Below are 23,993 nucleotides of genomic sequence, written 5' to 3'. Positions count from 1 at the left end.
TTAAGTAAAGGTATCTTCTAATATTTTTTTATACCATGCCTGTTGATCTTTTTTTAATTTATCTTTTCTATATCTATGCTTAAAAATAAACTCGATATGTGTTACGATGTGGTCGTCTTTAAAAGATATTTCTCTACTTAATAAAGCGTCTTTAATGATCGAAAAATAATAGTACAAATCATCTTTTGTTATATTATTTTCAGACAAGACTTTCTTTTTGACCTTGAAAATAGAAACTGGATAATCAATAATACTAAAATTGATTTTACTCATTTTATTTAACAATAAATCTAAAAGATATAATTGGCCATAATTTGAAGAAAGAATATTTTTTTTTAAATATTGTATATTAAATAATATGCAATGAGCATTTAAAGTTTGTTTATACCAAAGATGATCGTAATATTTTGATTTTTTAGTTTCATATAATAATCCGTCAAATATTGTATGGCTACCGAATACGACATCGTATTTACCATCAAATAGCTCTTGATTAAGTTTTTCAAAAGCTCCGGTATTTATAGGGAATTCGGATATAAATAGAACAGATTCAGCCTTGCTCCTTTGGATGATTGGATTCAAAACTAATTCATCAAAATAATTTATTGATTGGATGTTATTAAAGTTAGTTGTGGATATTTCTGTTTTTTTATATAGAAATATTTCGAACTCCTGATCGAGTAATGAAAAATATCTATAAATTGAATCAAGATTTTCTCCTTCTAAATTTTTAATAAATACAATCGTTTTTCCTTTTGAGGCTCTATTCGTTTTTTTTGAATAAACCTCGGTTGTTTTTTTTATTGTTTGTACAATGTCAAATTTTTTCGATCCTAATAAGTAGTTATTCTTTGCCACTGAAAGCATATCTTTTTTACTATAAATTGCCGACTCAAGGACATTTTTTATAGATGTTTCGTTCAGCCTGCTAAAACTATTCTGTTTTCTAGAAATATTAATTGTGTATGGAGAATCATATAATTCAGGCAAAGCATCGGTTTTGGATAATATAATGGGAAGCTGATTGCTCAACATCTCAAGTACTGTAAAACTGCATTGTTCTATGTAAGAAGGTACGATGCCAATGTCAGCTAAATTATAAAGGTTAAAAACGACATTTTTTTCTTGTGGGCCGATAATCTTAATATTATTGGATAGACCGACCAACTTAAATAAGTCTTGAAGTTTTCCATCGCCACATATCAATAGTTTTAAATTTTTATATTTTTTTGCTATTTCAAGGAATACTTTTGTGAAATCGAAAATCCCTTTTCGTCTTGAAATGCTGCCTACGTACAAAAAAATTATATCGTCACTAGAATAATTGAATTGACGTCGTAATTTTTTCTTGTTATTCTTTTTTCTATAAAAATATAGTCCATTGTAAATAGTTGTAATTTTTGAATTTGGAATTTTGAATAATACATTAAGATTTTTTTTTGCAAAATCTGATACTGTAATTATTTCATCTAAATAATGGTAGTTGTGCATCTCATGGTTAATAGTGTAACTTTCCATTCCAGATAATGACTCTCCAATAGTTAGTTTTTTTTCGATATGATTGAACAAAGTAATATCTGAATCAACTAGGTCTCTCCATTGGAGACAATGAACCACGAGAACTGATTTGACAGTGAAAAAACTCTTAATTAAATAGTTTAATTGAAGGTGACTATACCAATTGAAATGCAATATTATTTCATTAGAAATAGTATTTAAAAAATTGAAAATTTCAGAATGGATAAATAAATCCTCATTTATCGCATCAGCTTTAAAGTCAAATTCAAAGCACCTGACTGAATTATCGTAATATTCAGTCGTAACAGGTGCATTGAATCGTATGATAATTAACTCATAATTATTATATTCTTCCAGTAGTTCCTTGTAATAATTTGTATAGGTAAAAAGCCCATTTGCTCTATAGTGATATTCATCGAAATAGCAGATAGTTTTCATGTAAAGTTATTCCATGTAAAACTTGAATCCACTCAGTATCTTTTTCATTTCTTTCTCGATCTTCTTTTTCTTTTTGGGATCTTCTATATTGGCTTTATTGACTAAAAAGTGTACCCCAATCTCACCAAATTGATAATGAGATATTTCATACATGATTATTTGGTTGTAAACATCTCTTTTGTAAAACTTTGGTGAAGGTTCAAATTTGGCATAAAAACCTCCATTAGCGTTAAATTTTTTAAGAAATTTCTTGCTAAAGAATTCACCTTCTGCATTTATAGTTCGTAATCTGATGCTGTCTAATTGAAAATGCATAATGCTATCACGAAGACGGAGTCCAATATAATCTTTGTCATATCCATAAATTTTAACTCCAAATGCCAAAAGACTATCAGGTGATATAAAGATACAATCCGAAACCGCAAATAGGCCATATAAGGCTTTGCTATCTGAGCCGCTTGGTTTGGAACAATCGAAGGTGTAATCGTTGGGTAGGGTATATGCTACTTTTGATCTTTTAGCGCTTTTTTCTAAAATAGACTTGAAATTTCGCTCCTCCTGTTGAGCAAATGAGTTCAATGCTAAAGTGATAAAACTGATTAGTAATACTATACTTTTCATATATATATATAAATTAGTTTGATGGAGTAAGTTAATACTCCATCAAGGATTAATTTGAACCTGGTTTTTTGAACGCTTCCACATTTCCGATTAATTCAGCTGCAGTAACTGTTTTAAAATCATAATTTCCTGTTTTGGGGTCATATAATGAAATATTATATGATGTAGATGAACTACCTGAGGACCCATCGGTTGGTGCTGCTGTAATTGACTGTAGGTCCCATGCGTGACCACCACTATTGATCATCACCTTGTTATTTGAATCTGACAAGATGCTCGATAAACTATCACCAATAATACTTCCAGAACTTCCAGAGCTTCCTGTACTGCCATCGTTTCCTTCGATATTTATGGTGTCAAAAAATGTAACATTGAAACTACCTACCTGATCTCCAGTTGGTCCTGCAATACTTCCTGTACCATTTGGGATTAGATTTGAGGGAATTACATCATTATTCAAATTTTTATGATGTTGGGTAAAAGCTGAATAGTAGAAGTTTTCATCAAAACTCAAATCAGGATTTCTATCAAATCCATTAGTGCTCAGATATTTGTAGTACTCAAATACGCAATAGCCATCAAATCCAGTCCCTCCTAAGATAGAGAAAAACTCCTGAGGACTAACATGTTTCAGCAAATTGGCTAATTTTTCGAGGTTTAATCGCTTTTTGTTGTTCATAATTGTTTTTAAGTTTATGACTTTAAATAATAATTGAATATTTATTCTTGTCTGTTTGTGAATAATGGAGGGAAAGTATTCTTCTATAATTGGCTATCCTCAAACTTTAGACATCACACTATAAAGTTAAAGGAATATTTTGATAGTAAAAATATTGTTAATAATCAATCGATTGCCTAAAATTCATATATTTTTTAGCATCTTTTTTACTTAAAAATTTAATTAAATGTAATCGGTAATTCAGAATACACAATTTTTGGCAATAAAGAGTGCAGCATAATTGGCAATAATAAATACATAGTTCATCTTTTGGAACATAGAGTTCCAAAAGAAAAAACAAGCTTTGTTATAGCAATAAGACAAAGTAATTATGAACTATTATTTAAATAAACTTATGACCTATCATGAGGTTCACAAAATGTATCGAGAAGGTAATTCGATACGCAAAATTTCAGAACATTTAGGACTGAATTGGCGCACGGTAAAAAAGCTCTTATCCAAAGACGACCAAAGTTACCAAAAAGAACTAGAACAGCCTATTTCTAAGAAAAAACTTCTTGATCCCTTTCGAGATTTTGTACGGGAAAAATTGGAGCTCTACCATGATACTTCTGCCGCACAAATGTTTGATTGGCTTAAAGAACAACACCCTGACTTTCCCTCAGTTAGTGCCAAAACAGTATTCAACTTTGTACAAGGCATTCGGGCGGAATTCAATATTCCTAAAGTGAGCTCTGCTCGTGATTTTCAGATGGTTGAAGAGCTTCCTTACGGTAGTCAAGCTCAGGTAGACTTTGGTTTTTATAATATGACCACCACAACAAATAAGCAAAAGAGAGTACAATTCTTTACTTTCATTCTATCGCGCAGCCGTTATAAGTTCGTTTTGTTTAGTGATATTCCTTTTACCACGGCAATGGTTATTGATGCACATGAACAAGCTTTTCAGTTTATTGCTGGTCTGCCTGAAGAAATCGTTTATGATCAGGACAGATTGTTTATCGTCTCTGAAAACCTAGGTGACATAGTACTCACTTCCGAGTTTTCGAATTATGTGCGAGAGCGTGGAATTAAGCTTCATTTTTGTCGAAAATCCGATCCCCAAAGCAAGGGTAAAGTAGAAAACGTAGTTAAATATGTAAAGCAGAACTTTCTATATAATAGGCCATATCGTGATCTTGAAACGCTTAATGATGAGTGTATAGCCTGGCTGCACCGTACGGCCAACAATCTGCCCCATGGTACAACCAAACTTATTCCACTAGAAGAACTTGCTAAAGAGCAGATGTTTTTAGAACAGTATCACCAAGTGCTTCCCAAGCCACCGCAAAAACAGATTTATGCTGTTCATAAAGATAATAAGGTGTCTTATAAGGGTAATTTCTATAGTGTTCCAATTGGCACATATAACGCTGGTATTACTAAAGTCCACCTTAGCGAGCAGCATGGCAAATTACACATTACAGAGCTCTCAGGAAAAGAAATCTGCGTACATGAAGTTTCAGCTTTAAAAGGGAAAGAGATCATTCTGCGTACTCATGGCCGTAATATGGAGCCAAAGGTAACAGAACTGATTTATCAAACAGCTTCTTTATTCGAAAATATAGAAAAAGCTCAGCAATGGTTAATTGCGATAAAACTCCATAAAAAAAGATATATACGTGATCAGATACAAATGATTGAGCGTGTCATAGAAAACAATAATGCATTTGATATATCACGTGCATTAGATTACGTTCATGCTAATAATATACTAAGCGCAACGGACTTTAAAGCTTATCTAGATTATATCCGCTCAGAAAAAATCCATAAACCGGAACTGGAAACCAAAATTATCAGGCTCAACCCACTTTCAGCAAGCAATAACACCCAAATGGAACTCGAACCTCAGAAAAGTGATTTAACAGATTATGAATTGCTTTTTGGTAACAACTAATAATATCCCTGTCGGTAATACGGCAGGGAAAAACTAATAACTCTACTAAAAATATAACAATGGAAAATCAAAAACAACTGGTAAAACAACTTTGTTCAGACTTCAGAATCTCAGCGGTTGCTGCAAATTTGGATCAAATAATAGCTACAGCTGAAAGTGAAGATATTGGCTATTTAGAGCTCCTAACGAGGTTATTGAAAACAGAGCAGCAACATCGCCAACAAAGAGATGAAGTTAGACGTATGAAATCTGCTGCTCTTCCCCGTAATAACGATTTATTAAACTATGATGCTAAACGTAATATATCATCGATAAATACACTAATATTCCAGTTCTTTTTATGAACATCAATTCCTAAAAAAATCTGCCGACCAGAAAAACTAACTCTTAATTTATCTCGACCTGTTTGTATATTTGTATCCATAGCCTATGGTGTTTTGTGTTAAATCTGTAGCAAGTTAATTGACTACTTACAAAAACCATAGGCCTATTTTATTTCATGGATACTCATTGTGTTTTATGGATTTGTTGACCACAAAGATGCAGATTTCAACATAGCTCTTCTTGGTAATTTTAAATTAGCAACGATTAATTCTGCAAAATCTTCAGGTTGTAAAACTTTTTCAGTATTTCCATCTGTCAATTTTAAATCAATGGACATGTCCGACGCTATTGTAGAGGGCATTAAAGTACAAACACGAATATTGTTTTTACGCACTTCACGCATTAAAGAGTCAGATAAACCAATAACACCAAATTTAGAAGCACTATATGCCGAAGTTGTTGCTGCACCATTTAATCCTGCTGTAGAAGATACATTGATAATGTCACCTTGATTTTTTTCGATCAATTGTGGCAATACAGATTTTGTAACGTAATACGTACCAAATAAATTGGTGTTAATAATATCTGTCCATGCTTTTACATCCATATCTACCAACGAACCAAAAGAAGCAATACCGGCATTATTTACCAAAATATCAAACATACCAAATTCCACATTTAGTTCTTGAACAGCTTTTTCAACAGCATCGTAATCAGTGATATCAAAAACCTTATAAGCAGCTTGCACACCTAAAGCTTTTAACTCTTTTACAGTATCAATTAAGTTAGATTCATTTCTCCCTGTGATTGCAACATGGATGCCTTCTTGAGCGAACGCTAAAGCTGTTGCTTTACCTAAACCACGCCCTCCACCGGTAATCAGCGCATATTTTCCTTGTAAATTTTCCATATTCAAAATTATAAAAACTAATATTATTCCAATGTTATATGATTTATATATTAGGATTTATTTTTTAATGCTTTTGTATTTACGCTGTTGTGACGAATGTTTCTGACTCTCTTTGTAGTTTTAAATAAAATAGAATTGCCATGAATAAAATGAAAATTGAAATATGGAGCGATGTAATGTGTCCATTCTGTTACATAGGTAAGCGTCGATTTGAAAAATCATTAGAGAACACATCGCTAAAGGATAAAATTGATATCGAATGGAAAAGTTTTCAGTTGAATCCTGGTATGCAAACGGATACTTCTATTAACATTAACGAATATTTAGCACAGCATAAAGGAATGCCTTTAGAGCAAGCAAAAGCTTTGAATGCTCAAGTAACAAAAATGGCAAAGGAAGAAGGTCTAGTTTATAACTTTGATAAGTCCGTTGTAGCCAATTCTTTTAAAGCGCATGTGTTGACACATTTTGCTAAGCAATTTGGAAAGCAAGATGAAGTAGAAGAATTATTATTTCAATCATATTTTACCGAAGGTAAAAATATCGACGATATAGAAGTGGTAAAAGATATTGCTAAGCAAGTAGGTCTAGATGCTGTAGCATACCAAAAAGTTGTCGTAGATGGTTCTTTGGATCACGAAGTGAAAATGGATATTAACGAAGCACGTCAGATTGGTGTACAAGGAGTTCCTTTCTTTGTGTATGATCGTAAATATGCTGTCTCTGGCGCACAGCCAGTTGAGTTATTTATCCAGACATTAGAAAAAGCTTATTCAGAATGGCAATCAAAAGCATATCCGATTCAAATTCAGAATACTAGCGATGGACCAACTTGCGGTTCTGATGGATGTGATTAAAATAAAAAATCCTTCTCTTTATGGGAGAAGGATTTTCTTTTTCAGTACTGAAATCTATCACACTTTGATTTCAACTTCAACACCTGAAGGCAATTCAAGTTTCATCAATGCGTCAACAGTTTTAGCATTTGATGAGTAGATATCCAAAAGTCTTTTGTAAGAACATAATTGGAATTGCTCACGTGCTTTTTTGTTAACGTGTGGTGAACGTAAAACTGTATAGATTTTTTTCTCAGTAGGAAGAGGAATAGGACCTGAAACTACTGCACCTGTAGGTTTTACTGTTTTTACGATTTTCTCAGCTGATTTGTCAACTAAATTGTAATCGTAAGATTTCAATTTGATTCTGATTCTTTGGCTCATTTTATATTTGTTTTTTAAAATGATCTCCTATTAGAGCTATTCACAATAGGAGATCGGTTTATTTTGAATTATCAAAGAATATTAGTCTTCGATAGATTTGATTTTACCTTTTGATTTTGAGATTACTTCGTCAGAAACGTTACGAGGAGCTTCAGCGAAGTGATCGAATTCCATAGTAGAAGTTGCACGACCTGAAGTAATAGTACGTAATTGAGTTACATAACCAAACATTTCTGATAAAGGAACGATAGCTTTGATTACTTGAGCACCATTACGTGTATCTAGACCTTGCATCTGACCACGACGACGGTTTAAGTCACCCATTACATCACCCATATTTTCTTCTGGAGTCAATACCTCCACTTTCATGATAGGCTCTAATAATACAGGAGAACATTTAGGTAATGCTTCACGGTAAGCCATACGACCAGCTAATTCGAATGATAATGAATCTGAATCGACTGCGTGGAATGAACCATCAATCAAACGAACTTTCATACCAGTCAATGGATAACCAGCTAATACACCGTTTTTCATTGAAGTTTCAAATCCTTTTTGAACTGATGGAATGTATTCTCTTGGAATAGCACCACCAACGATTTCGTTAACGAATTGAAGAGGGTTTTTAGTTACATCCCAATCCTCATCAGCAGGAGAGATAACAACTTTGATATCCGCGAATTTACCACGACCACCTGATTGTTTTTTGTATACCTCACGGTGCTCTGTAGTACCAGTGATAGACTCTTTGTATGCTACTTGAGGAGCACCTTGGTTTACCTCAACTTTGAATTCACGACGTAAACGGTCTATTAAGATATCTAAGTGAAGCTCACCCATACCTGAGATTACTGTTTGACCAGTATCTTCGTCAGTTTTTACTACGAATGTAGGATCCTCTTCAGCTAATTTACCAAGACCAATACCTAATTTATCAACGTCAGCTTGAGTTTTAGGCTCAATAGCTAAACCGATAACTGGCTCAGGGAATACCATTGACTCAAGAACAATAGGGTTCTTTTCATCACATAAAGTATCACCAGTTTTGATGTCTTTGAAACCAACAACAGCACCGATATCACCAGCCCCAATTCTTTCGATTGGATTTTGCTTGTTAGCGTGCATTTGGAAGATACGAGAGATACGCTCTTTGTTACCTGAACGCGTGTTCAATACATAAGAACCAGCTTCTAATACTCCTGAATATGCACGTACGAAACATAAACGACCTACGAATGGGTCAGTCGCAATTTTAAATCCTAATGCTGCGAAAGGCTCAGACTCAGATGGTTTACGTGAAATTTCTTCACCTGTATTAGGGTTAGTACCAGTTACAGCTTCGATATCTAATGGAGAAGGTAATAATTCCATTACTAAATCAAGCATAGTTTGTACACCTTTGTTTTTGAAAGATGAACCACAAACCATAGGAACGATAGCATTGTCTAATACAGCAGCACGTAATGCATTTAAGATTTCGCGCTCAGTTAATGAGTTAGGATCATCGAAGAATTTCTCCATCAATGACTCATCATAAGAAGCTACTGCTTCTAATAATTTCTCACGGTACTCAGCTACTTCTTCTTCCATGTCAGCAGGGATAGGAACTTCTGTAAAAGTCATACCTTTATCAGCTTCATTCCACACCATACCACGGTTGTTGATTAAGTCAACTACACCTTCGAAACCATCTTCTGCACCGATAGGTAATTGTAAAGCTACAGCGTTAGAACCTAACATTGATTTTACTTGACCAACCACTTTTAAGAAGTCAGCACCTGAACGGTCCATTTTGTTTACGAAACCAATACGAGGAACTTTGTATCCATCAGCTAAACGCCAGTTAGTCTCTGATTGAGGCTCAACACCGTCAACAGCAGAGAATAAGAATACTAATCCGTCTAATACACGTAATGAACGATTTACCTCAACTGTGAAATCCACGTGTCCAGGAGTATCGATTACGTTTACTTGGTATTTGTTGCCACGGTAATTCCAGAATACTGTTACAGCAGCAGAAGTGATCGTGATACCACGCTCTTGCTCTTGTGCCATCCAGTCAGTAGTTGCAGAACCTTCGTGCGTTTCTCCCAACTTGTGGTTTACTCCAGAGTAAAATAAAATACGCTCTGTAGTTGTAGTTTTACCAGCATCGATGTGCGCAGCGATACCGATATTTCTAACTAATTTTAAATCTTTTGCCATTTTGTTTTTATGCAATTTGTCTTTCGACGTTTTCTTTTAATGCAGTAATTAAATAAGTACACCGACTTTGATAAAGGAATAATCTTTTATCAATAGTCGGTGTAATCATATTTATTGTGTTGCTTTCAAAATTAGAATCTGAAGTGTGAGAACGCTTTGTTAGCCTCAGCCATTTTGTGCGTATCTTCTTTCTTCTTAACAGCAGCACCTTCACCTTTAGAAGCTGAAATGATTTCTCCTGCTAATTTCTCAAACATAGTTTTTTCACCACGTTTGCGAGCATAAGAAATTAACCATTTCATACCTAAAGCGATTTTACGCTCTGGACGTACTTCCATAGGTACTTGAAAGTTAGCACCACCTACACGGCGAGACTTAACTTCAACAGCAGGCATAACGTTGTTTAAAGCTTTTTTCCAAGTCTCTAAACCGTTTTCTTGTGTTTTTGATTCTACTAATTCTACTGCATCGTAAAAAATTGAGTAAGCGATAGATTTTTTACCATCGAACATCATATTATTTACGAAACGTGTTACCTGAACGTCATTAAACTTTGGATCAGGTAAAATGATTCTCTTTTTTGGTTTTGATTTTCTCATTTTTCTTTCCTCCGCTTAATTATTTCTTTTTACCTTTTGCTGGAGCTGCAGCTGCTTGTCCTGGTTTAGGACGCTTAGTTCCGTATTTCGAACGACGTTGGTTACGACCTGCTACACCTGAAGTATCTAATGCACCACGGATGATGTGGTAACGTACACCTGGTAAATCTTTCACACGACCACCACGGATCAATACGATCGAGTGCTCTTGTAAGTTGTGACCTTCTCCAGGGATGTAAGCGTTTACCTCTTTACCGTTTGTTAAACGTACACGAGCTACTTTACGCATTGCTGAGTTTGGTTTTTTAGGGGTAGTAGTATATACACGTGTACATACACCTCTTCGCTGTGGACATGAGTCCAACGCTGGTGACTTACTCTTGTCAACCAGAGCTACTCTACCTTTTCTAACTAATTGTTGAATAGTAGGCATTTACCTGTTTTTGTTTTTAATTTTTGTTAAAAAATCTTTTAAGACTGCAAAGATAAAGAAAGATTTTGAATTGTAAAGTGTTGTGTAGAAAAAAGTTGTTAACTAATTTCTTAATCTAATGAAAGATAAAATAATAATAACATCAGCTTATTTCGGTGATTGTGATCGTAGCAAAAAATATATATTAATGCTGGTAAATTGGTAAATCTTACTTTAATAAGGTGCGAAAAATAAATTTGGATAGGAAATTTGTTGTCAAAAGTTATATTTGTCAATGAAAATGTATTAGTAAGAGGGGGATGTCTATGGAAAAACACACTAATTTATTACATCAAGTTGCATCTGGTGATGAAATGGCATTTCGGCAATTGTTTGAGGCTTATCATCCTAATATATATACTACAGCATTACGTATTACCAACGATGAGAATATAGCGCAAGATGTTGTGCAGGACACTTTTCTTAAGGTATGGATAAATAGGATTCAGTTGACAACGGTTGATAACTTCGAGGGCTGGTTGTATACCATAGCTCGAAATATAACGTTCAACATACTGAAAAAAGGCCAGCATTATAAACAGTATTTAAATGAGGAAGGGCAATCTGCTCTCTTGCAAATTTATCCAAGTGTTGATTATATTTTGCAGGACAAGGATTTCCAAAGTCTGCTAGAGCGCGCGATTAAAAGATTACCCCCCAAACAACAGGAAACGTATAGACTACTTAAGGAACAATATCTCAAACGTAACGAAGCTGCTCAGATTTTAAATGTATCACCAGAGACTGTCAAATATAACATCGACCAAGCGATGAAAAGTATTAGAGCCTATTGCTTAGCACATATGAAGGATATGCCACTGGTGCTATTGTTGCATTTCTATTCAAAATATTTTTAAATCTCTCCCCCCCATAGTTTAATTCAAATTGTCAATCTATTAAATGCACTTATTTCGACTCTATGAGAGAGTTGAAAGTCGGACGCATATATAATATCCATATGTCTAATAAACAACGTATAAAATATTTATTTAACCAATGTATACAGCATCAGGAAACTGTAGCTGAGCGTGATGAGTTAAATCAGTACATAGCAGACCCTACTTTCAAGGAGCTCGTGGAAGCGTGCATGTTGGAAGCTTTTTATTTGAAAAAGAAAGAAGAGATACTGTCTTCGGATTCCAAAGAGCAAATATTGAACGCCATATATGCATCTGCTGACGAAATTATAAGACCTTCCTTTAAGGCGCGGTTGTGGCAATGGGCATCTGTAGCAGCTGTATTTCTAATGATTACTGTACCATTAGTAATTAAGACAGATTTGCATGAGAAGTTAGCGGAATTAACTTTCCTTGATGACAAAAGGAATGTACCGAATGAAAGTATTTCGTCAAAAAATGAAATTTTACCTGCACAAGAATCAGCTACTCTGGAAATGGTGGATGGTACTAAGTTGTACTTACCCACGTTGGCTATCGGTACCCAAATTACAAAAAATGGACTTGTGGTGCAGAAATCTGCGCATAATGAACTTCTGTTGAAATACGATTTGAATCATCTGAATAAGCAGATGAAAAATGCTAATTATGTTATTAAAACTCCAAAAGGAGGTAAGTACAAGCTTACATTACCCGATGGGACATTGGTGCATTTAAATTCCGCGAGCACACTCCTGTTTCCATATTTTCTTATAGATAGTTTACGTTATGTGGAGTTGATAGGCGAAGCGTATTTTGAAGTTGTCAAAGATAAGAGACAATTTGTCGTCTATTCAAAACAAGGCAAATTGAGACAAGAAGTTAAAGTCTATGGAACTTCTTTTAATGTCAATGCTTATCCAGATGCCGATGGTTTTGAAACCACTTTAGTACAAGGTTCAGTACATGTCACAAACCTTAATAATCAAAATATCTTATGGCTAAATCCAAATGAGCAAGTAGTGCTCGGTGCAGATGGTATGGTGAAAAGTAGAGCTGATCTCGATAGAAATCTTGCTTGGCTAAATAATATATTCTATTTCGAAGATGAAACTTTAGAAAATGCGTTAAAGCAAATTAGTCGTTGGTATGATGTAGATTTTAAGAATATCCCAGAAAATCTTGATCAAAAATTATGGGCGCAGGTATCGCGCAATATATCTCTAGTAGAATTACTAACAATTATAGAAAAGACTTATGCTATTAAGTTCGAAATACGAGGAAAGGAGGTGTACATCGTGAATTAGTCCTATCTAAATAATGAATGAATACATACATGAATAATAATAAAACCTAACTCGCTCTTTAGCCTATTATGAATAAGAGCATATGAATTTCAAAAACTTATGTCTAAAGTATTAATAAAGCTTATTTATCCCACACTATTGACTTTAGTTATCTGGGTTTGTCCTACGCAGCTATTATTTGCGCAAACCAAATCTATTACTATCGATGAAAAGGGGATTACATTAAACGAATTTCTAACCAATATTCGTAAGCAAACGGGCTATAACTTTGTTTTTAGCTCTAAAAAATTGGATTTCAATCAACGTATAAATCCAAAATTTAAAAATGCAGATATCAATGATGTATTAATCAAATATTTTAATCCATCAGCTGGTGTTGTCTATATGATTGACAAACAGACAATCGTATTGATGGATGAAGAGCGTGCTACCAAGAAGACGTTCAAAGGCCGTGTAATTCATGCGAATACTAAGCAGCCTATCCCAGGAGCTACTATTATTTCTGGCGTTAAAAAGTTGAACACACGCTCAGATGCAAATGGTTCTTTTGAGATAGAATTGCCTGAATATGAATCTTACTTGACAGTGAGTTTTTTGGGTATGAATAATGAAAAATTGTCTTTGCAGCATGGTTTAGAACTGTTAGTAGAATTGCAAGAGAAAACAGAAACCATTGATGATGTCGTGGTTACTGGACTTTTTAGTCGTCCGACAGAAAACTTTACAGGGGCAGCTACTGCGGTGACTGGTGATCAATTGCGCAATGTCAATGCGATGAACGTATTTGATGCGCTAAAAGTATTTGATCCAGCAGTTCGTATACCTGATAATTTAGAATTTGGCTCTGATCCAAATCAACTGCCAAAAATCAGTTTGCGCGGAACTAATAATTTTCCAGTGCAAGGTGATGGGGGCGTAAGCAATCAATCTGGTGCTGATTTCATGGCAGCATATCAATCCAATCCAAGTATGCCTTTGTTTATGTTGGACGGATTTGAAGTGAGTTTGCAAAAAATTTATGACTTAGATATTAATAGAATAGATAAAATAACCATATTGAAAGATGCTGTCGCGACTTCAGCATACGGTTCTAGAGCAGCTAATGGTGTAATTGTAGTTGAAACTAAACAGCCACAAGCGGGACGCTTGAATGTAAGTTTCACAAGCACAATGCAATTAACTGCTCCAGATCTTACTTCCTATAATTTGTTGAATGCTAAAGACAAATTGGAGTTGGAGCGCATCAGTGGTCTCTACAATACCAATAGACCTGAAAATCAATTCATCCTTGATCAGCGTTACTCCAATAGAATGGCAGCTGTGGCTTCGGGAGTAGATACCTATTGGTTGTCGCAACCGTTGCAGACCGGTGTCGGTACGAAGCAATCTATCTACGTTGAAGGTGGTGATAATCATGTTCGTTATGGCGCTTCGGCTGGTTATACAAATAATAAAGGTGTAATGAAAGGTTCTGATCGTGAGACATTTGAAGGGGGAATGGTTTTGTCTTACCGAAAGAATAATTTCATATTGCGTAACCAATTAAATATCAGTTCAAATACTTCCGAAAACTCACCATATGGCAGTTTTGGAGATTATTCGAGAATGAATCCTTATTGGAATCCATATGACGCAAATGGCAATGTTGTCAAAATTTTGGAAAACGTTTCCAATTTTGGAGTTGGCGGTATGACATATGTTTCTAATCCACTATACAATGCCAATATCGGGACGATTGACAACAATAAATATACTAGTATCAACAACAATACTTTCTTAGAATGGCGACTAAATGGTGGTTACCGTATCACCGGAAAATTGGGTATTACCAAGCAAAACGACGAAAGTAACGTATTCCTACCTGCTGATCATACCGCTTTTTCAAATATCACAGATTACAATTCAGAAACGTATGCAACTAGAGGATCATACGATCGTTCAAATTCTGGCTTCTTCAATTACGACGCTAGTTTGGTCGGAGATTATAGTAAGACCTTTGGTAAAAATTTGATTTTCGCTACACTAGGTGTCGCTGTAGCAGAGCAACAAAGTAAATCTACTTCAATATCAGTTATTGGGTTTCCAAATAATCGATTAGACGAAATTTTCTTCGGTAATGCTTATCAAAATGGCAGTCGACCTAGAGGTCAAAATAATATAAGCCGAAGATTTTCTTCGTTCGCTAACTTCAACTATACGTATGACAGAAGGTTTTTGTTTGATTTAGCCTTAAATGTTGATGGTTCTACACAATTTGGAGAATTGAATCGTTATGCCCCATTCGGTGCTGTAGGTTTGGGATGGAATGTGCACGAAGAATCGTTTATGACATCTTTACGTCCATATATCAATAGATTCAAACTTCGTGGTGGTATAGGTACTACGGGAAGTCAACAATTTCCGCCATATATGGCTATTACTACTTACAGTTACAACACTGGACAGGATTATTTAGGAGGATATGGAGTGAATGTATTGGGGTATGGAAATACCAATCTAAAGTGGCAGGAAACCATTAAATACAATATGGGTGCCGATTTAGCATTTTTAGCTGATCGTTTTATCATGCGTATTGACGCCTACTACGAGCTGACAAACAACTTGCTTTTGGATGTGAATACACCACCGTCTTTGGGGGTGAGCTCTTACAAAGAAAATATGGGTAAACTAGCTAATAAAGGTATCGAAGGAAATTTGAATGCTTTTATTTTCAAACCTGGCCAATCAAAATTGACATGGTCTGTTTTTGTAAATGCTATTCACAATAGAAACGAAATTAAGGAAATTTCTAATTCACTTAAAAAGATGAATGAAGCTAACGATCAAAATAACCAAAGACTTCCACAGCAACGTTATGTCGAAGGGGAATCTGTAAACTCTATCTGGGCAGTACTTTCTGCCGGTATTGATCCTAGTACAGGTCAAGAATTGTTTTATGATCGAAATGGTCAATTAACTTATGTGTGGAATGCACAAGATAAAGTTATCGTAGGAGATGGTATTCCAAAGGTGAGTGGGAATTTTGGTACTAATCTAGCGTACAAAGGCTGGCAATTTGGAGCATATTTCAGTTACCAAGCTGGTGCAAAGCAATACAATCAAACTTTGGTTGACTACGTAGAGAATGCCAATTTAAGTATGAATGTGGATGAGCGTGTGTTTTTAGACCGATGGACGAAGCCAGGAGATGTGACATTCTTCAAAGGATTGACAGATGTGGAAGGCAATACTGTTACTACGGCTACATTTGCTACATCACGCTTTATGCAGAAAAACAATTATTTGAATTTTACGAGTATTTCATTGGGTTATATATTACCTGAACGTTGGACTAATAAGTGGAATTTGAAAAATACACGTCTGACTATGCAGGGGAATAATATATTACAATTGTCTACTATCCAGGTGGAAAGAGGGTTGTCATATCCATTTGCACGCAATTTTACATTTACTTTAAACACATCCTTTTAATCGTATCTATTATGAAATATAAATTATTATTTATAACAGCCAGTATACTTACGGTTTCATTTAGTAGCTGTACGAAATGGCTTGATGTGCAACCTAAAACAAATATTTCAGAGCGTGTACTTTTTCAAGATGAACAAGGTTTTAAGGATGCTTTGAACGGGATATACGTGAAAATGGCGCAACCTTCGCTGTATGCGCGTGAATTTACAATGGCTACCATGGACGTGTTTGCGCAACAATACGATGTAAGTGGCAATACACATGCTTATTACGAGTTTGGAAAGTATAATTACACGAATGCAGGAGTACAGGGTCGAATAGATCAGTTTTGGAATCACTCGTATAACACAATTGCCAATATCAATAATTTGTTAGCAAATATAGAAAGCAAAAAAGGAGTTTTTTCTGAAGGCTATTATGAGCTTATCAAAGGCGAAGCATTAGGTTTACGTGCATTCTTACATTTCGATTTATTTCGTGCATATGGTCCAATACCAAAAATTGGTATGCAAGATAAAAGTATTCCATATGTGGATGTTTTTGAAATGGTCGTAAAGCCAAACCTTGATGGTACTGCATTCATCGAAAGATGTTTAAAAGATTTGGATGAATCGATTACATTATTGTCTGGTCATAAGGCAGTAAACTATGGAGTAGCTGACCCATTCAAATCACACACACGCAATCACATGAATTATTGGGCAGCTAATGCATTGAAAGCTCGTATTGCAATCTACGTAGGTGATAAAGCTACAGCTCTGCAAAGTGCACGCGTGATCCTTGATAATGCATCGTTATTCCCTTTCATTCAACGTAATAACCTCACAGGGACAGCTCCAAATCGTACTTTCTTATCCGAACAATTATTTGGAATATATGTACCAACATTAAAGAACATCAACGATGGATTGTTTCGTGAAGCCTCTGGAGGTAGCGTGTTGACAAATAAAGAATCTTTTATTACCACACTATTTGAAGGCTCAAGTACGGATTTTAGGTTGGTGTTTTTATGGAAAACGGATGGCTCTACAAATCAACGCTATCCAAGTAAGTATTTGATAGATGATATCCAGACGGATGCATTGAATACAAAACGCATACCGCTGATACGACTATCGGAGATGTACTACATTGCAGCAGAAGCTAGTGATGTCTTGACGGACAAAATTAATTACTTGAATACGGTGCGTGCAAATCGTGGTATCAGTTCACTTAACGTTGACTTGACAGAAAGCCAGATTGAAACCGAAATTTTCAAAGAATACCGTAAAGAATTTTATCAAGAGGGTCAATTATTCTTTTATTACAAGAGAAATAATACGTTGCGTATCGCAGGATATGGATTCGATATGACGGCAAAAGAATACATCATGCCAAGACCAAATGATGAGATTGAATTTAACAACCAATAAAAATCGAATGGTGAGAAAATATATTTTAATACTATTTGTCGCAGCTTTTAGTTTTGTGCAAATAGGTTGTAAGAAAGATCAGATGCTATCTTATGATTTCGGATCAGGTATCGCTATTTACAAAAAAGCCATTACAGAAGAGCAGGATAGTATGACTGTTTCTTTTGCGGTGATGAACGAAGATGTGGTGTCGGATACTATAGCAATACCTGTACGTATTTTGGGGCAAATTTCGAATATAGAGCGCCAAATAAATTATAGTGTACTTACTGATTCTACCACGGCTTCGGCGGCTAACTATGAACTTTTGCCTGCATCAATTCCGGCAAATAGCTATGAAGGCGTATTGCATGTCAAATTAAACAAAACAGATGATTTGAGTACCAAGGAGGCAAGATTATGGATTGCATTGAAAGATTCTGAACATTTCAAAGTAGGACCAAAAGAGCAAGCAAACTATTTAATCAAACTAAATAATTACTTGACAAAACCTTCTTCTTGGCAGGATGTACGCTTTGGAGAATATAGTCAGGCTAAGTATGGCTTAATTATTAGGGAGACAGGATATAGCAATTTTACGGGCTTACATCCCGAAGTTTTACTTTTTATTGTTGCCAAATGTCGTAATTACTTGAGGCAATATATCCTGACACACAATGCAGAAATGGTAGATGAAAATGGTGTGCCAGTGCGATTCCCTTAACCTAAATTTTAATACGATGAAAATCATAACCTCTATATGGAGTAAAATTGGAATTTTACTTTTCATAATCTTGCAAATATCCTGCTATAAGGATAAAGGTAATTATGACCTCACAGAAATTAATAAAGTCTCCATTCTGAAGAATGGGAGTGACACAATCAAGATAAATCAATTCGATATGCTTAGCGTTGAAACGCTAGTCGAACAATCTCTGGCTGAGAACAACGATAATTTGTCTTATAAATGGTCTGTATATCTTCTCAATGCACCTATTACAGGTTTGATTGATGAAGTTCTTGCAGATACCAAAGATTTGAACATGCAATTTGGTTTGCGACCTGATACGTATACCTTGTTGTATACAGTAACAGATAATAATACGGGAGTATCATCTTTTAAAAAGTATTTACTGCAAGTTGGAAGTAAATTGAGTGAAGGGTGGCTTTTGATTAATCAAAATGCATCTGGAGAAAGTGATGTTGACTTATTGCATCCAGAGGGATACACAATCAAAAATCTGTTGAGCACTGCAAATCCAAATTTGGTTATTCCTAAAAATTTGCATTCAGCCCGTGTTTTAACTACATTTTTTGGAGGTTCCCAAGATATTTTCTTATTGGGCGAAAGCGATGCTGTACGCGTTAGATATACCGATTTTACCAAAATAAATGAAGGAAGCGATTGGTTTGTAGAATTGCCAAATGAGCGCAAGCCCGAAGAATATGTCTACGACATGGTTGGATCAAATGCATTCTATATTGATAATGGTAAAATTTATTCGAATCAGATCGATTTTAGATTTGGCGTTCCTACAATTGGCGACTATAAGCTTTCTAAGTATTTTTTGGCTTCCCAAAGTAGTGATGCTGGAGTGTTTTACGATGAGAAAGCAAAACAATTTGTTAATTACAGCAACAAGCAATTCGTCCAGTTTTCAAATCAAGAAAATGCACCATTTGATATGAGAAATGTTGGTATGGATGTGATATTTGGAGGTATTGCACCGTTGAATCAATACAGTTTCTTGATGAAAGACAATCAGCAAGTTCCTTATGTGTTACGTATACATAGCGCAGGTTTAGCTGTAAGTAAAGATAAAGTGGATAAAGCAGAAAAGCTTTTACAAGCTACTCATGCAGCATTCTCCGGATTGTATTTTCACATTTATTACAGTGTAGGTAACGAGTTGTATTTGTTAGATGTCTCAAATAATTCTTCCAAATTAATATATCAATTTCCTTCGAGTGAAACTATTACCGCGATGAAAATAAAGCAGTCTAGAAGCAGCTTTGTAGGGTTCCCGGATAACAATAGAACTATAGCTGTCGGAACTTATGATGGACAAGAAGGAAAAGTGTACGTCTTTTCTATCGATAACGTGGGTGAATTTGTGGATAAAACTTATACCACTGTTTATGAAGGCTTGAATAAGCCCATTTCTCTAGAATATAAGAATAGAAAATAATGCGGAATTTGATAATTATTGGGCTTGTTTTTATTCAATCATTGGGGTTTGCACAAGAAAGTGTATCGCCTTTTATATCCATTCCTGCTATAGCGCAGCAGATTAAGAATATTTCTGAAGAGAAGGATTTGATGGAGATATATGTGAATTTTGAGAACGATTATCCGGAAGATAAATTTGCTCAAGTTCATTTTTTGATGGATCAAGTTTACATTGCTGCGTCTGAAAAGCTAGTGGCTTGGGGAAATTCAAAGGCATTGAATTATATTATAAAAATTCAAAATGCACAAGATCGAAACAGATTATTAGAAGCGCTGCCAGCAGATAGCTGGCAGCAAACTTCTGCTGAATCCGTAATTACTTCGCTTAGAAACCAAATCCATAGATCCAAGTCTCAGTTACAACAGCAGAATTTTGTGTACGCAGAGATGCTTATGTATGCGGGGAAGCATAAAGAGGCATTGAATTATCTGCGTGAGCAGAAGGATCTTTCCGCCCTCATAGCTACGCATCCTTATTTGTTTATTGATCTATATCGTCGAAATAATGAACCAGAATTAGCATTACCAATTTTAGCTGAAATTATTCAGAAGGGTAAGGGTAATGAGGAATCAAAGCATTTGCTACAGGATTTATGGGAACAGAAACATGGGAATGTGAAGGGTTTTGAAACTTATTATGAAGAGCAGCTTTCTGTATTGCGTAAAAGTAAAGAAGTTCACCTTTCTGATGGTTTTCTTTCTTATGAAGCTCCCGATTTCGAATTAAAAGATGTTCAAGGTAATGTAGTATCCTTAAAGGAGTTGAGAGACAAGGTCGTGTTTTTGGATTTTTGGGCGACTTGGTGCGGCCCATGTTTGGCTTCATTTCCTACTATGCAACGCGTGGTAGATCATTATAAAGATAACAAAGAAGTTGTTTTTCTATTTGTAAATACGATGGAGCGTGATCCAGCAGAACAAGATCGAATAAAAAAGATTAAAAATCTTATGAATGAAAAATCTTGGAATTTTCAGGTGGTATTAGATCAAAAAAGTGGTTCGCAATATGAATTGGTGGAAAAATACAAAGTCAATGGTATTCCTGCACAATTTGTTATTGACAAAAATGGAAAAGTTCGCTATGCATTGAAGGGATTCAATGGAAGTACCGATGGTCTTATTCAAGAAATAAATGTATTAGTGCAGAGTGCACTTAAATTTTAATAAATGAAACTTTATAAAAAATGTTTATCAGTTGCGGTTTTGCTTACGAGTAGTGTCGCGACTAATGTTGAAGCACAACAAATAGATAAATTATATCCGCAAATAGATCGTTACTTCGAAGAAAGATTAAAATCAATTGATGAGGAAACTAATTTGATATCTTTCGCAGGTAGCCAAAATATTAAATTAACACAAATCGAACAGACTAAAGATTTAATTTGGCAAAGATGGAAGGGGCAAGTTTATAAACAATATAATTTACCGCAAGTAGAAGACCAAATTGGAAAAACTGATCCTCCAACATTGCATCAATGGGAATTAAAAAATGAGGATCCAATGCCTTTTTATTTTATTCGCAAAAGTACCGAAGCTACAAATAAACATGCATTGTTTTTGAATCTTCATGGTTCTGGGCCTAAACAGATGGAATTTAAAAACACTTTAGGATGGACGATGCATTATAAAGATGCGCCATCTATTTATTTCATACCACAAATCCCGAATGAGCGACGCTACAGATGGTGGTATAAACCTGTTCAATATGCGTGGGAGAAGTTGTTTCGCTTAGCTATGTTGAGTGAAGAGATAGATCATAACAAGATGTATGTGATGGGAATTTCAGAAGGAGGGTATGGAAGTCAACGATTAGCAGCATTTTATGCAGATTATTTGGCAGGTGCTGGTCCGATGGCAGGTGGAGAGCCTTTGAAGAACGCTCCGCCGTTAAACTTTAGAAATATCGCTTTTTCATTGCAGACTGGAGAGAATGATCATGGCTTTGGGCGTAATAATTTGACTTTAGCGGCAAAAGAAGAATTTGAAAAATTAGCTGCTGAAAATAAAGGAGAATTTGTACATCAAATTTCTTTGCAACCAAATCGAGGACATGGTATTGATTATACGGTGACTACACCTTGGTTAATCAATTACAGCAGGAATCCTCATCCCCAGCATATTTCTTGGGTGCATTTTCCGATGCATGGTCGCTACCGCAAAGGCTTTTATAATATAGTATTCAACAAGCCATTAAACATCAAAGAAGGAGATGAGTTTGACAGAGCAGTTTTTGATATTACGTTTCAAAACAATACAGTACAGCTTAACGTCGATTTGTTGGATAATGAGATGAAGAACAAAAAAGAGCTAGAGGAGTTGGATATTTCTATTTTCTTAGATCAGCATCATATTGATTACAATAAAAAGGTGAAGATTTTCTTGAATGGAAAATTGGTGTTTCACGATAAAGTGAAAGTTAATATTTCGAATATGATTGAAAGTACTGCGTTATTTGGTGATAGCGCACGTGTATTTCCATCCAAAGTTAAAATTACATTGTAGTATTTGTTTGTTGTACGTAGAGGGAGATTTTCTAAAAATCTCCCTTTTTGGTTTAAAGGTAATTTCTATTCTATGTATCCAGATTCTATTCCTAACTTTGAGGCATGAATCTACCAAAATTTATTGCATCAGGCTTTGCTTTTTGTGTGCTGTTTGCTTCTTGTGTAACACAGCACAAGAAGATGGAGTCGAAAAATGAAAATCTTAAAATTCTTTTAATTTCGGATCTCAATGATAGCTATGGTTCCGTTGGCTACAGCAAGGAAGTCCATGATGTGGTGAAACGCGTCAAAGATATTCAACCGGATATAATCTTGTGCGGAGGCGATATGGTGGCAGGGCAGAAAGCGTCATTGACAGCATCACGATTGGATTCTATGTGGTTGGCATTTGATCAGTCTGTTCTTACGCCAATCAATCAGTTAGGCATCCCATTTGGTTTTACAATGGGAAATCACGATGCTTCTCCAGGTTATCTTTTGGATAGAGCTGCTGCTTCTTCATTTTGGAAGATGAACAGACACAAGGCAAATTTAACGTATGTAGATGATACTCATTTTCCGTACTATTTTTCATATATCAAAAATAATGTATTCTTCATCAGTTGGGATGCTTCTTCCTCTGTTATTTCTGCTGAAGTAAAATCATGGATGAAAGAACAATTAGCAACATCTACTGCTACTAAATCGCGAGCGCGTATTGTTTTAGGGCATTTGCCTTTGTATGCCATTGTAGCGGCAAAAAACAAAAAAGGCGAAGTGCTAAATGATGCGGATGAAACGTTGGATTTTCTGAAACAAAATAATGTGGATATGTATATTTCTGGACATCAGCATGCGTACTATCCAGCTACGAAAGAGCAAATAACACTATTGCATGCAGGCTGTTTAGGTGGTGGTCCTCGTGAAATCTTAGGTCATCCATTCAAAGCTTCTAAAGCTTATGCCGTATTAGAATTGCCAAGGCAAAAAGCTAGAGGAAATATTAAAATAACAGGGTTTGAACCAGCTTCGCATCGTCATATTATTTTAGAGTCATTGCCAGACTCTGTTGAAGGGTTTAATGGTAAAGTGTATAAATGGTTTGGTAAATAATTTTAATATTGTGGTAAGGTATTTGATGTGATGTTATTTACATTAACTATTTAACAATGTTTTTATGAAATTATTTCACAGCTGTCCTAAATAAATTTAGGGTGTAAAAAAATCTGCCCTCTTTTATTAATTAGGAAAGCTTTTTGTGAAAAATCAAATTATATCCTCACTATTTTCTTTAGAAGAGTTTATACTGTCCAA

The 23,993-nt window shown here is 35.1% G+C and carries 20 protein-coding genes; 12 read left to right on the top strand and 8 right to left on the bottom strand.

The features are described 5' to 3' along the window. Genes GOQ16_RS11880 through GOQ16_RS11870 form a run of 3 tightly spaced genes read right to left on the bottom strand, consistent with a single transcriptional unit; the run spans nt 1 to nt 3,256 of the window. Entirely contained in the window at nt 1-1,956 is a 1,956-nt protein-coding gene (locus GOQ16_RS11880; RefSeq protein WP_160069481.1) for a glycosyltransferase family 4 protein, read from the bottom strand. A gap of 6 nt (nt 1,957-1,962) precedes the next feature. Beyond that, nucleotides 1,963-2,577, bottom strand: coding sequence for a hypothetical protein (locus tag GOQ16_RS11875; protein ID WP_160069480.1), 615 nt, complete (start codon nt 2,575-2,577; stop codon nt 1,963-1,965). A 49-nt stretch (nt 2,578-2,626) separates the two neighbouring features. Beyond that, nucleotides 2,627-3,256: a hypothetical protein gene (locus GOQ16_RS11870; protein ID WP_160069479.1), complete on the bottom strand. Its 630-nt coding sequence runs from the start codon at nt 3,254-3,256 to the stop codon at nt 2,627-2,629. 370 nt (nt 3,257-3,626) lie between these two features. On the opposite strand from GOQ16_RS11870, the gene istA reads away from it, so the two are divergent. Together istA and GOQ16_RS11860 are read left to right on the top strand one after the other, a co-directional pair. Further along, nucleotides 3,627-5,192 (top strand): IS21 family transposase, encoded by a 1,566-nt coding sequence (istA, locus tag GOQ16_RS11865; RefSeq protein WP_160069478.1) that lies wholly within the window; start codon nt 3,627-3,629, stop codon nt 5,190-5,192. 59 nt (nt 5,193-5,251) lie between these two features. Continuing rightward, nucleotides 5,252-5,536, top strand: coding sequence for an ATP-binding protein (locus GOQ16_RS11860; RefSeq protein WP_160069477.1), 285 nt, complete (start codon nt 5,252-5,254; stop codon nt 5,534-5,536). 173 nt (nt 5,537-5,709) lie between these two features. Here the strand turns inward: GOQ16_RS11860 and GOQ16_RS11855 are convergent, their stop codons facing one another. Then, a complete protein-coding gene (locus GOQ16_RS11855; protein ID WP_160069476.1) occupies nt 5,710-6,426 on the bottom strand; it encodes a 3-ketoacyl-ACP reductase in 717 nt (238 codons plus the stop codon). Nucleotides 6,427-6,575: 149 nt separating this feature from the next. Here GOQ16_RS11855 and GOQ16_RS11850 point away from each other — a divergent pair, with 149 nt between their 5' ends. After that, on the top strand, nt 6,576-7,283 hold the full coding sequence (locus GOQ16_RS11850; RefSeq protein ID WP_160069475.1) for a DsbA family oxidoreductase: 708 nt from the start codon (nt 6,576-6,578) through the stop codon (nt 7,281-7,283). Between the two features lie 57 nt (nt 7,284-7,340). Here the strand turns inward: GOQ16_RS11850 and rpsJ are convergent, their stop codons facing one another. The 4 genes from rpsJ to rpsL all read right to left on the bottom strand — a co-directional run bounded on the left by rpsJ (nt 7,341) and on the right by rpsL (nt 10,883). Continuing rightward, nucleotides 7,341-7,646: a 30S ribosomal protein S10 gene (gene rpsJ, locus GOQ16_RS11845; protein ID WP_039053489.1), complete on the bottom strand. Its 306-nt coding sequence runs from the start codon at nt 7,644-7,646 to the stop codon at nt 7,341-7,343. A gap of 81 nt (nt 7,647-7,727) precedes the next feature. Next, on the bottom strand, nt 7,728-9,851 hold the full coding sequence (fusA, locus tag GOQ16_RS11840; RefSeq protein WP_160069474.1) for an elongation factor G: 2,124 nt from the start codon (nt 9,849-9,851) through the stop codon (nt 7,728-7,730). A 131-nt stretch (nt 9,852-9,982) separates the two neighbouring features. Beyond that, nucleotides 9,983-10,450 carry a 30S ribosomal protein S7 gene (gene rpsG, locus GOQ16_RS11835; RefSeq protein ID WP_132778116.1) on the bottom strand — a complete coding sequence of 156 codons (468 nt, stop codon included), beginning with the start codon at nt 10,448-10,450 and terminating at the stop codon, nt 9,983-9,985. Nucleotides 10,451-10,469: 19 nt separating this feature from the next. Next, a complete protein-coding gene (gene rpsL, locus GOQ16_RS11830) occupies nt 10,470-10,883 on the bottom strand; it encodes a 30S ribosomal protein S12 (protein ID WP_002993550.1) in 414 nt (137 codons plus the stop codon). A gap of 305 nt (nt 10,884-11,188) precedes the next feature. Between rpsL and GOQ16_RS11825 the strand changes: the two genes are divergently transcribed. The 9 genes from GOQ16_RS11825 (at nt 11,189) to GOQ16_RS11785 (ending at nt 23,792) form a co-directional block, all read left to right on the top strand. Continuing rightward, complete coding sequence (locus tag GOQ16_RS11825) at nt 11,189-11,779, top strand: RNA polymerase sigma factor (protein WP_160069473.1); 591 nt, start codon at nt 11,189-11,191, stop codon at nt 11,777-11,779. A gap of 101 nt (nt 11,780-11,880) precedes the next feature. Continuing rightward, the gene (locus GOQ16_RS11820; RefSeq protein ID WP_160069472.1) at nt 11,881-13,104 is read left to right on the top strand and encodes a FecR family protein; all 1,224 of its coding nucleotides are present in this window, start codon (nt 11,881-11,883) and stop codon (nt 13,102-13,104) included. 99 nt (nt 13,105-13,203) lie between these two features. Continuing rightward, on the top strand, nt 13,204-16,575 hold the full coding sequence (locus tag GOQ16_RS11815; protein ID WP_160069471.1) for a SusC/RagA family TonB-linked outer membrane protein: 3,372 nt from the start codon (nt 13,204-13,206) through the stop codon (nt 16,573-16,575). An 11-nt stretch (nt 16,576-16,586) separates the two neighbouring features. Then, complete coding sequence (locus GOQ16_RS11810; RefSeq protein WP_160069470.1) at nt 16,587-17,987, top strand: RagB/SusD family nutrient uptake outer membrane protein; 1,401 nt, start codon at nt 16,587-16,589, stop codon at nt 17,985-17,987. A gap of 7 nt (nt 17,988-17,994) precedes the next feature. After that, a complete protein-coding gene (locus GOQ16_RS11805; protein WP_160069469.1) occupies nt 17,995-18,690 on the top strand; it encodes a DUF4843 domain-containing protein in 696 nt (231 codons plus the stop codon). A gap of 16 nt (nt 18,691-18,706) precedes the next feature. Further along, nucleotides 18,707-20,155: a PKD-like family lipoprotein gene (locus GOQ16_RS11800; protein WP_160069468.1), complete on the top strand. Its 1,449-nt coding sequence runs from the start codon at nt 18,707-18,709 to the stop codon at nt 20,153-20,155. After that, entirely contained in the window at nt 20,155-21,360 is a 1,206-nt protein-coding gene (locus GOQ16_RS11795) for a TlpA family protein disulfide reductase (protein ID WP_160069467.1), read from the top strand. Before GOQ16_RS11800 ends, GOQ16_RS11795 begins: the two co-directional genes overlap by 1 nt. A 3-nt stretch (nt 21,361-21,363) precedes the next feature. Beyond that, the gene (locus tag GOQ16_RS11790; protein ID WP_160069466.1) at nt 21,364-22,698 is read left to right on the top strand and encodes an alpha/beta hydrolase family protein; all 1,335 of its coding nucleotides are present in this window, start codon (nt 21,364-21,366) and stop codon (nt 22,696-22,698) included. Nucleotides 22,699-22,802: 104 nt separating this feature from the next. Beyond that, nucleotides 22,803-23,792 carry a metallophosphoesterase family protein gene (locus tag GOQ16_RS11785; RefSeq protein WP_160069465.1) on the top strand — a complete coding sequence of 330 codons (990 nt, stop codon included), beginning with the start codon at nt 22,803-22,805 and terminating at the stop codon, nt 23,790-23,792. Nucleotides 23,793-23,993 lie beyond the last annotated feature (201 nt).

It is taken from the genome of Sphingobacterium bovisgrunnientis (assembly GCF_009829085.1).
In the GTDB taxonomy this organism is placed as follows: Bacteria; Bacteroidota; Bacteroidia; order Sphingobacteriales; family Sphingobacteriaceae; genus Sphingobacterium; species Sphingobacterium bovisgrunnientis.
Note: the sequence above shows the minus strand (reverse complement) of the source record. Positions and strands in the feature narration are given on the sequence as shown.

Bases quoted from the DNA above. Each gene is read 5' to 3' on its own strand.
- fusA (WP_160069474.1), bottom strand. From the start codon at position 9,851: ATGGCAAAAGATTTAAAATTAGTTAGAAATATCGGTATCGCTGCGCAC.
- GOQ16_RS11810 (WP_160069470.1), top strand. From the start codon at position 16,587: ATGAAATATAAATTATTATTTATAACAGCCAGTATACTTACGGTTTCA.
- GOQ16_RS11860 (WP_160069477.1), top strand. From the start codon at position 5,252: ATGGAAAATCAAAAACAACTGGTAAAACAACTTTGTTCAGACTTCAGA.
- GOQ16_RS11855 (WP_160069476.1), bottom strand. From the start codon at position 6,426: ATGGAAAATTTACAAGGAAAATATGCGCTGATTACCGGTGGAGGGCGT.
- rpsG (WP_132778116.1), bottom strand. From the start codon at position 10,450: ATGAGAAAATCAAAACCAAAAAAGAGAATCATTTTACCTGATCCAAAG.
- GOQ16_RS11880 (WP_160069481.1), bottom strand. From the start codon at position 1,956: ATGAAAACTATCTGCTATTTCGATGAATATCACTATAGAGCAAATGGG.
- GOQ16_RS11850 (WP_160069475.1), top strand. From the start codon at position 6,576: ATGAAAATTGAAATATGGAGCGATGTAATGTGTCCATTCTGTTACATA.
- istA (WP_160069478.1), top strand. From the start codon at position 3,627: ATGAACTATTATTTAAATAAACTTATGACCTATCATGAGGTTCACAAA.
- GOQ16_RS11825 (WP_160069473.1), top strand. From the start codon at position 11,189: ATGGAAAAACACACTAATTTATTACATCAAGTTGCATCTGGTGATGAA.
- GOQ16_RS11785 (WP_160069465.1), top strand. From the start codon at position 22,803: ATGAATCTACCAAAATTTATTGCATCAGGCTTTGCTTTTTGTGTGCTG.
- GOQ16_RS11805 (WP_160069469.1), top strand. From the start codon at position 17,995: ATGGTGAGAAAATATATTTTAATACTATTTGTCGCAGCTTTTAGTTTT.
- GOQ16_RS11870 (WP_160069479.1), bottom strand. From the start codon at position 3,256: ATGAACAACAAAAAGCGATTAAACCTCGAAAAATTAGCCAATTTGCTG.
- GOQ16_RS11800 (WP_160069468.1), top strand. From the start codon at position 18,707: ATGAAAATCATAACCTCTATATGGAGTAAAATTGGAATTTTACTTTTC.
- GOQ16_RS11795 (WP_160069467.1), top strand. From the start codon at position 20,155: ATGCGGAATTTGATAATTATTGGGCTTGTTTTTATTCAATCATTGGGG.
- rpsJ (WP_039053489.1), bottom strand. From the start codon at position 7,646: ATGAGCCAAAGAATCAGAATCAAATTGAAATCTTACGATTACAATTTA.
- GOQ16_RS11815 (WP_160069471.1), top strand. From the start codon at position 13,204: ATGTCTAAAGTATTAATAAAGCTTATTTATCCCACACTATTGACTTTA.
- GOQ16_RS11820 (WP_160069472.1), top strand. From the start codon at position 11,881: ATGTCTAATAAACAACGTATAAAATATTTATTTAACCAATGTATACAG.
- GOQ16_RS11790 (WP_160069466.1), top strand. From the start codon at position 21,364: ATGAAACTTTATAAAAAATGTTTATCAGTTGCGGTTTTGCTTACGAGT.
- GOQ16_RS11875 (WP_160069480.1), bottom strand. From the start codon at position 2,577: ATGAAAAGTATAGTATTACTAATCAGTTTTATCACTTTAGCATTGAAC.
- rpsL (WP_002993550.1), bottom strand. From the start codon at position 10,883: ATGCCTACTATTCAACAATTAGTTAGAAAAGGTAGAGTAGCTCTGGTT.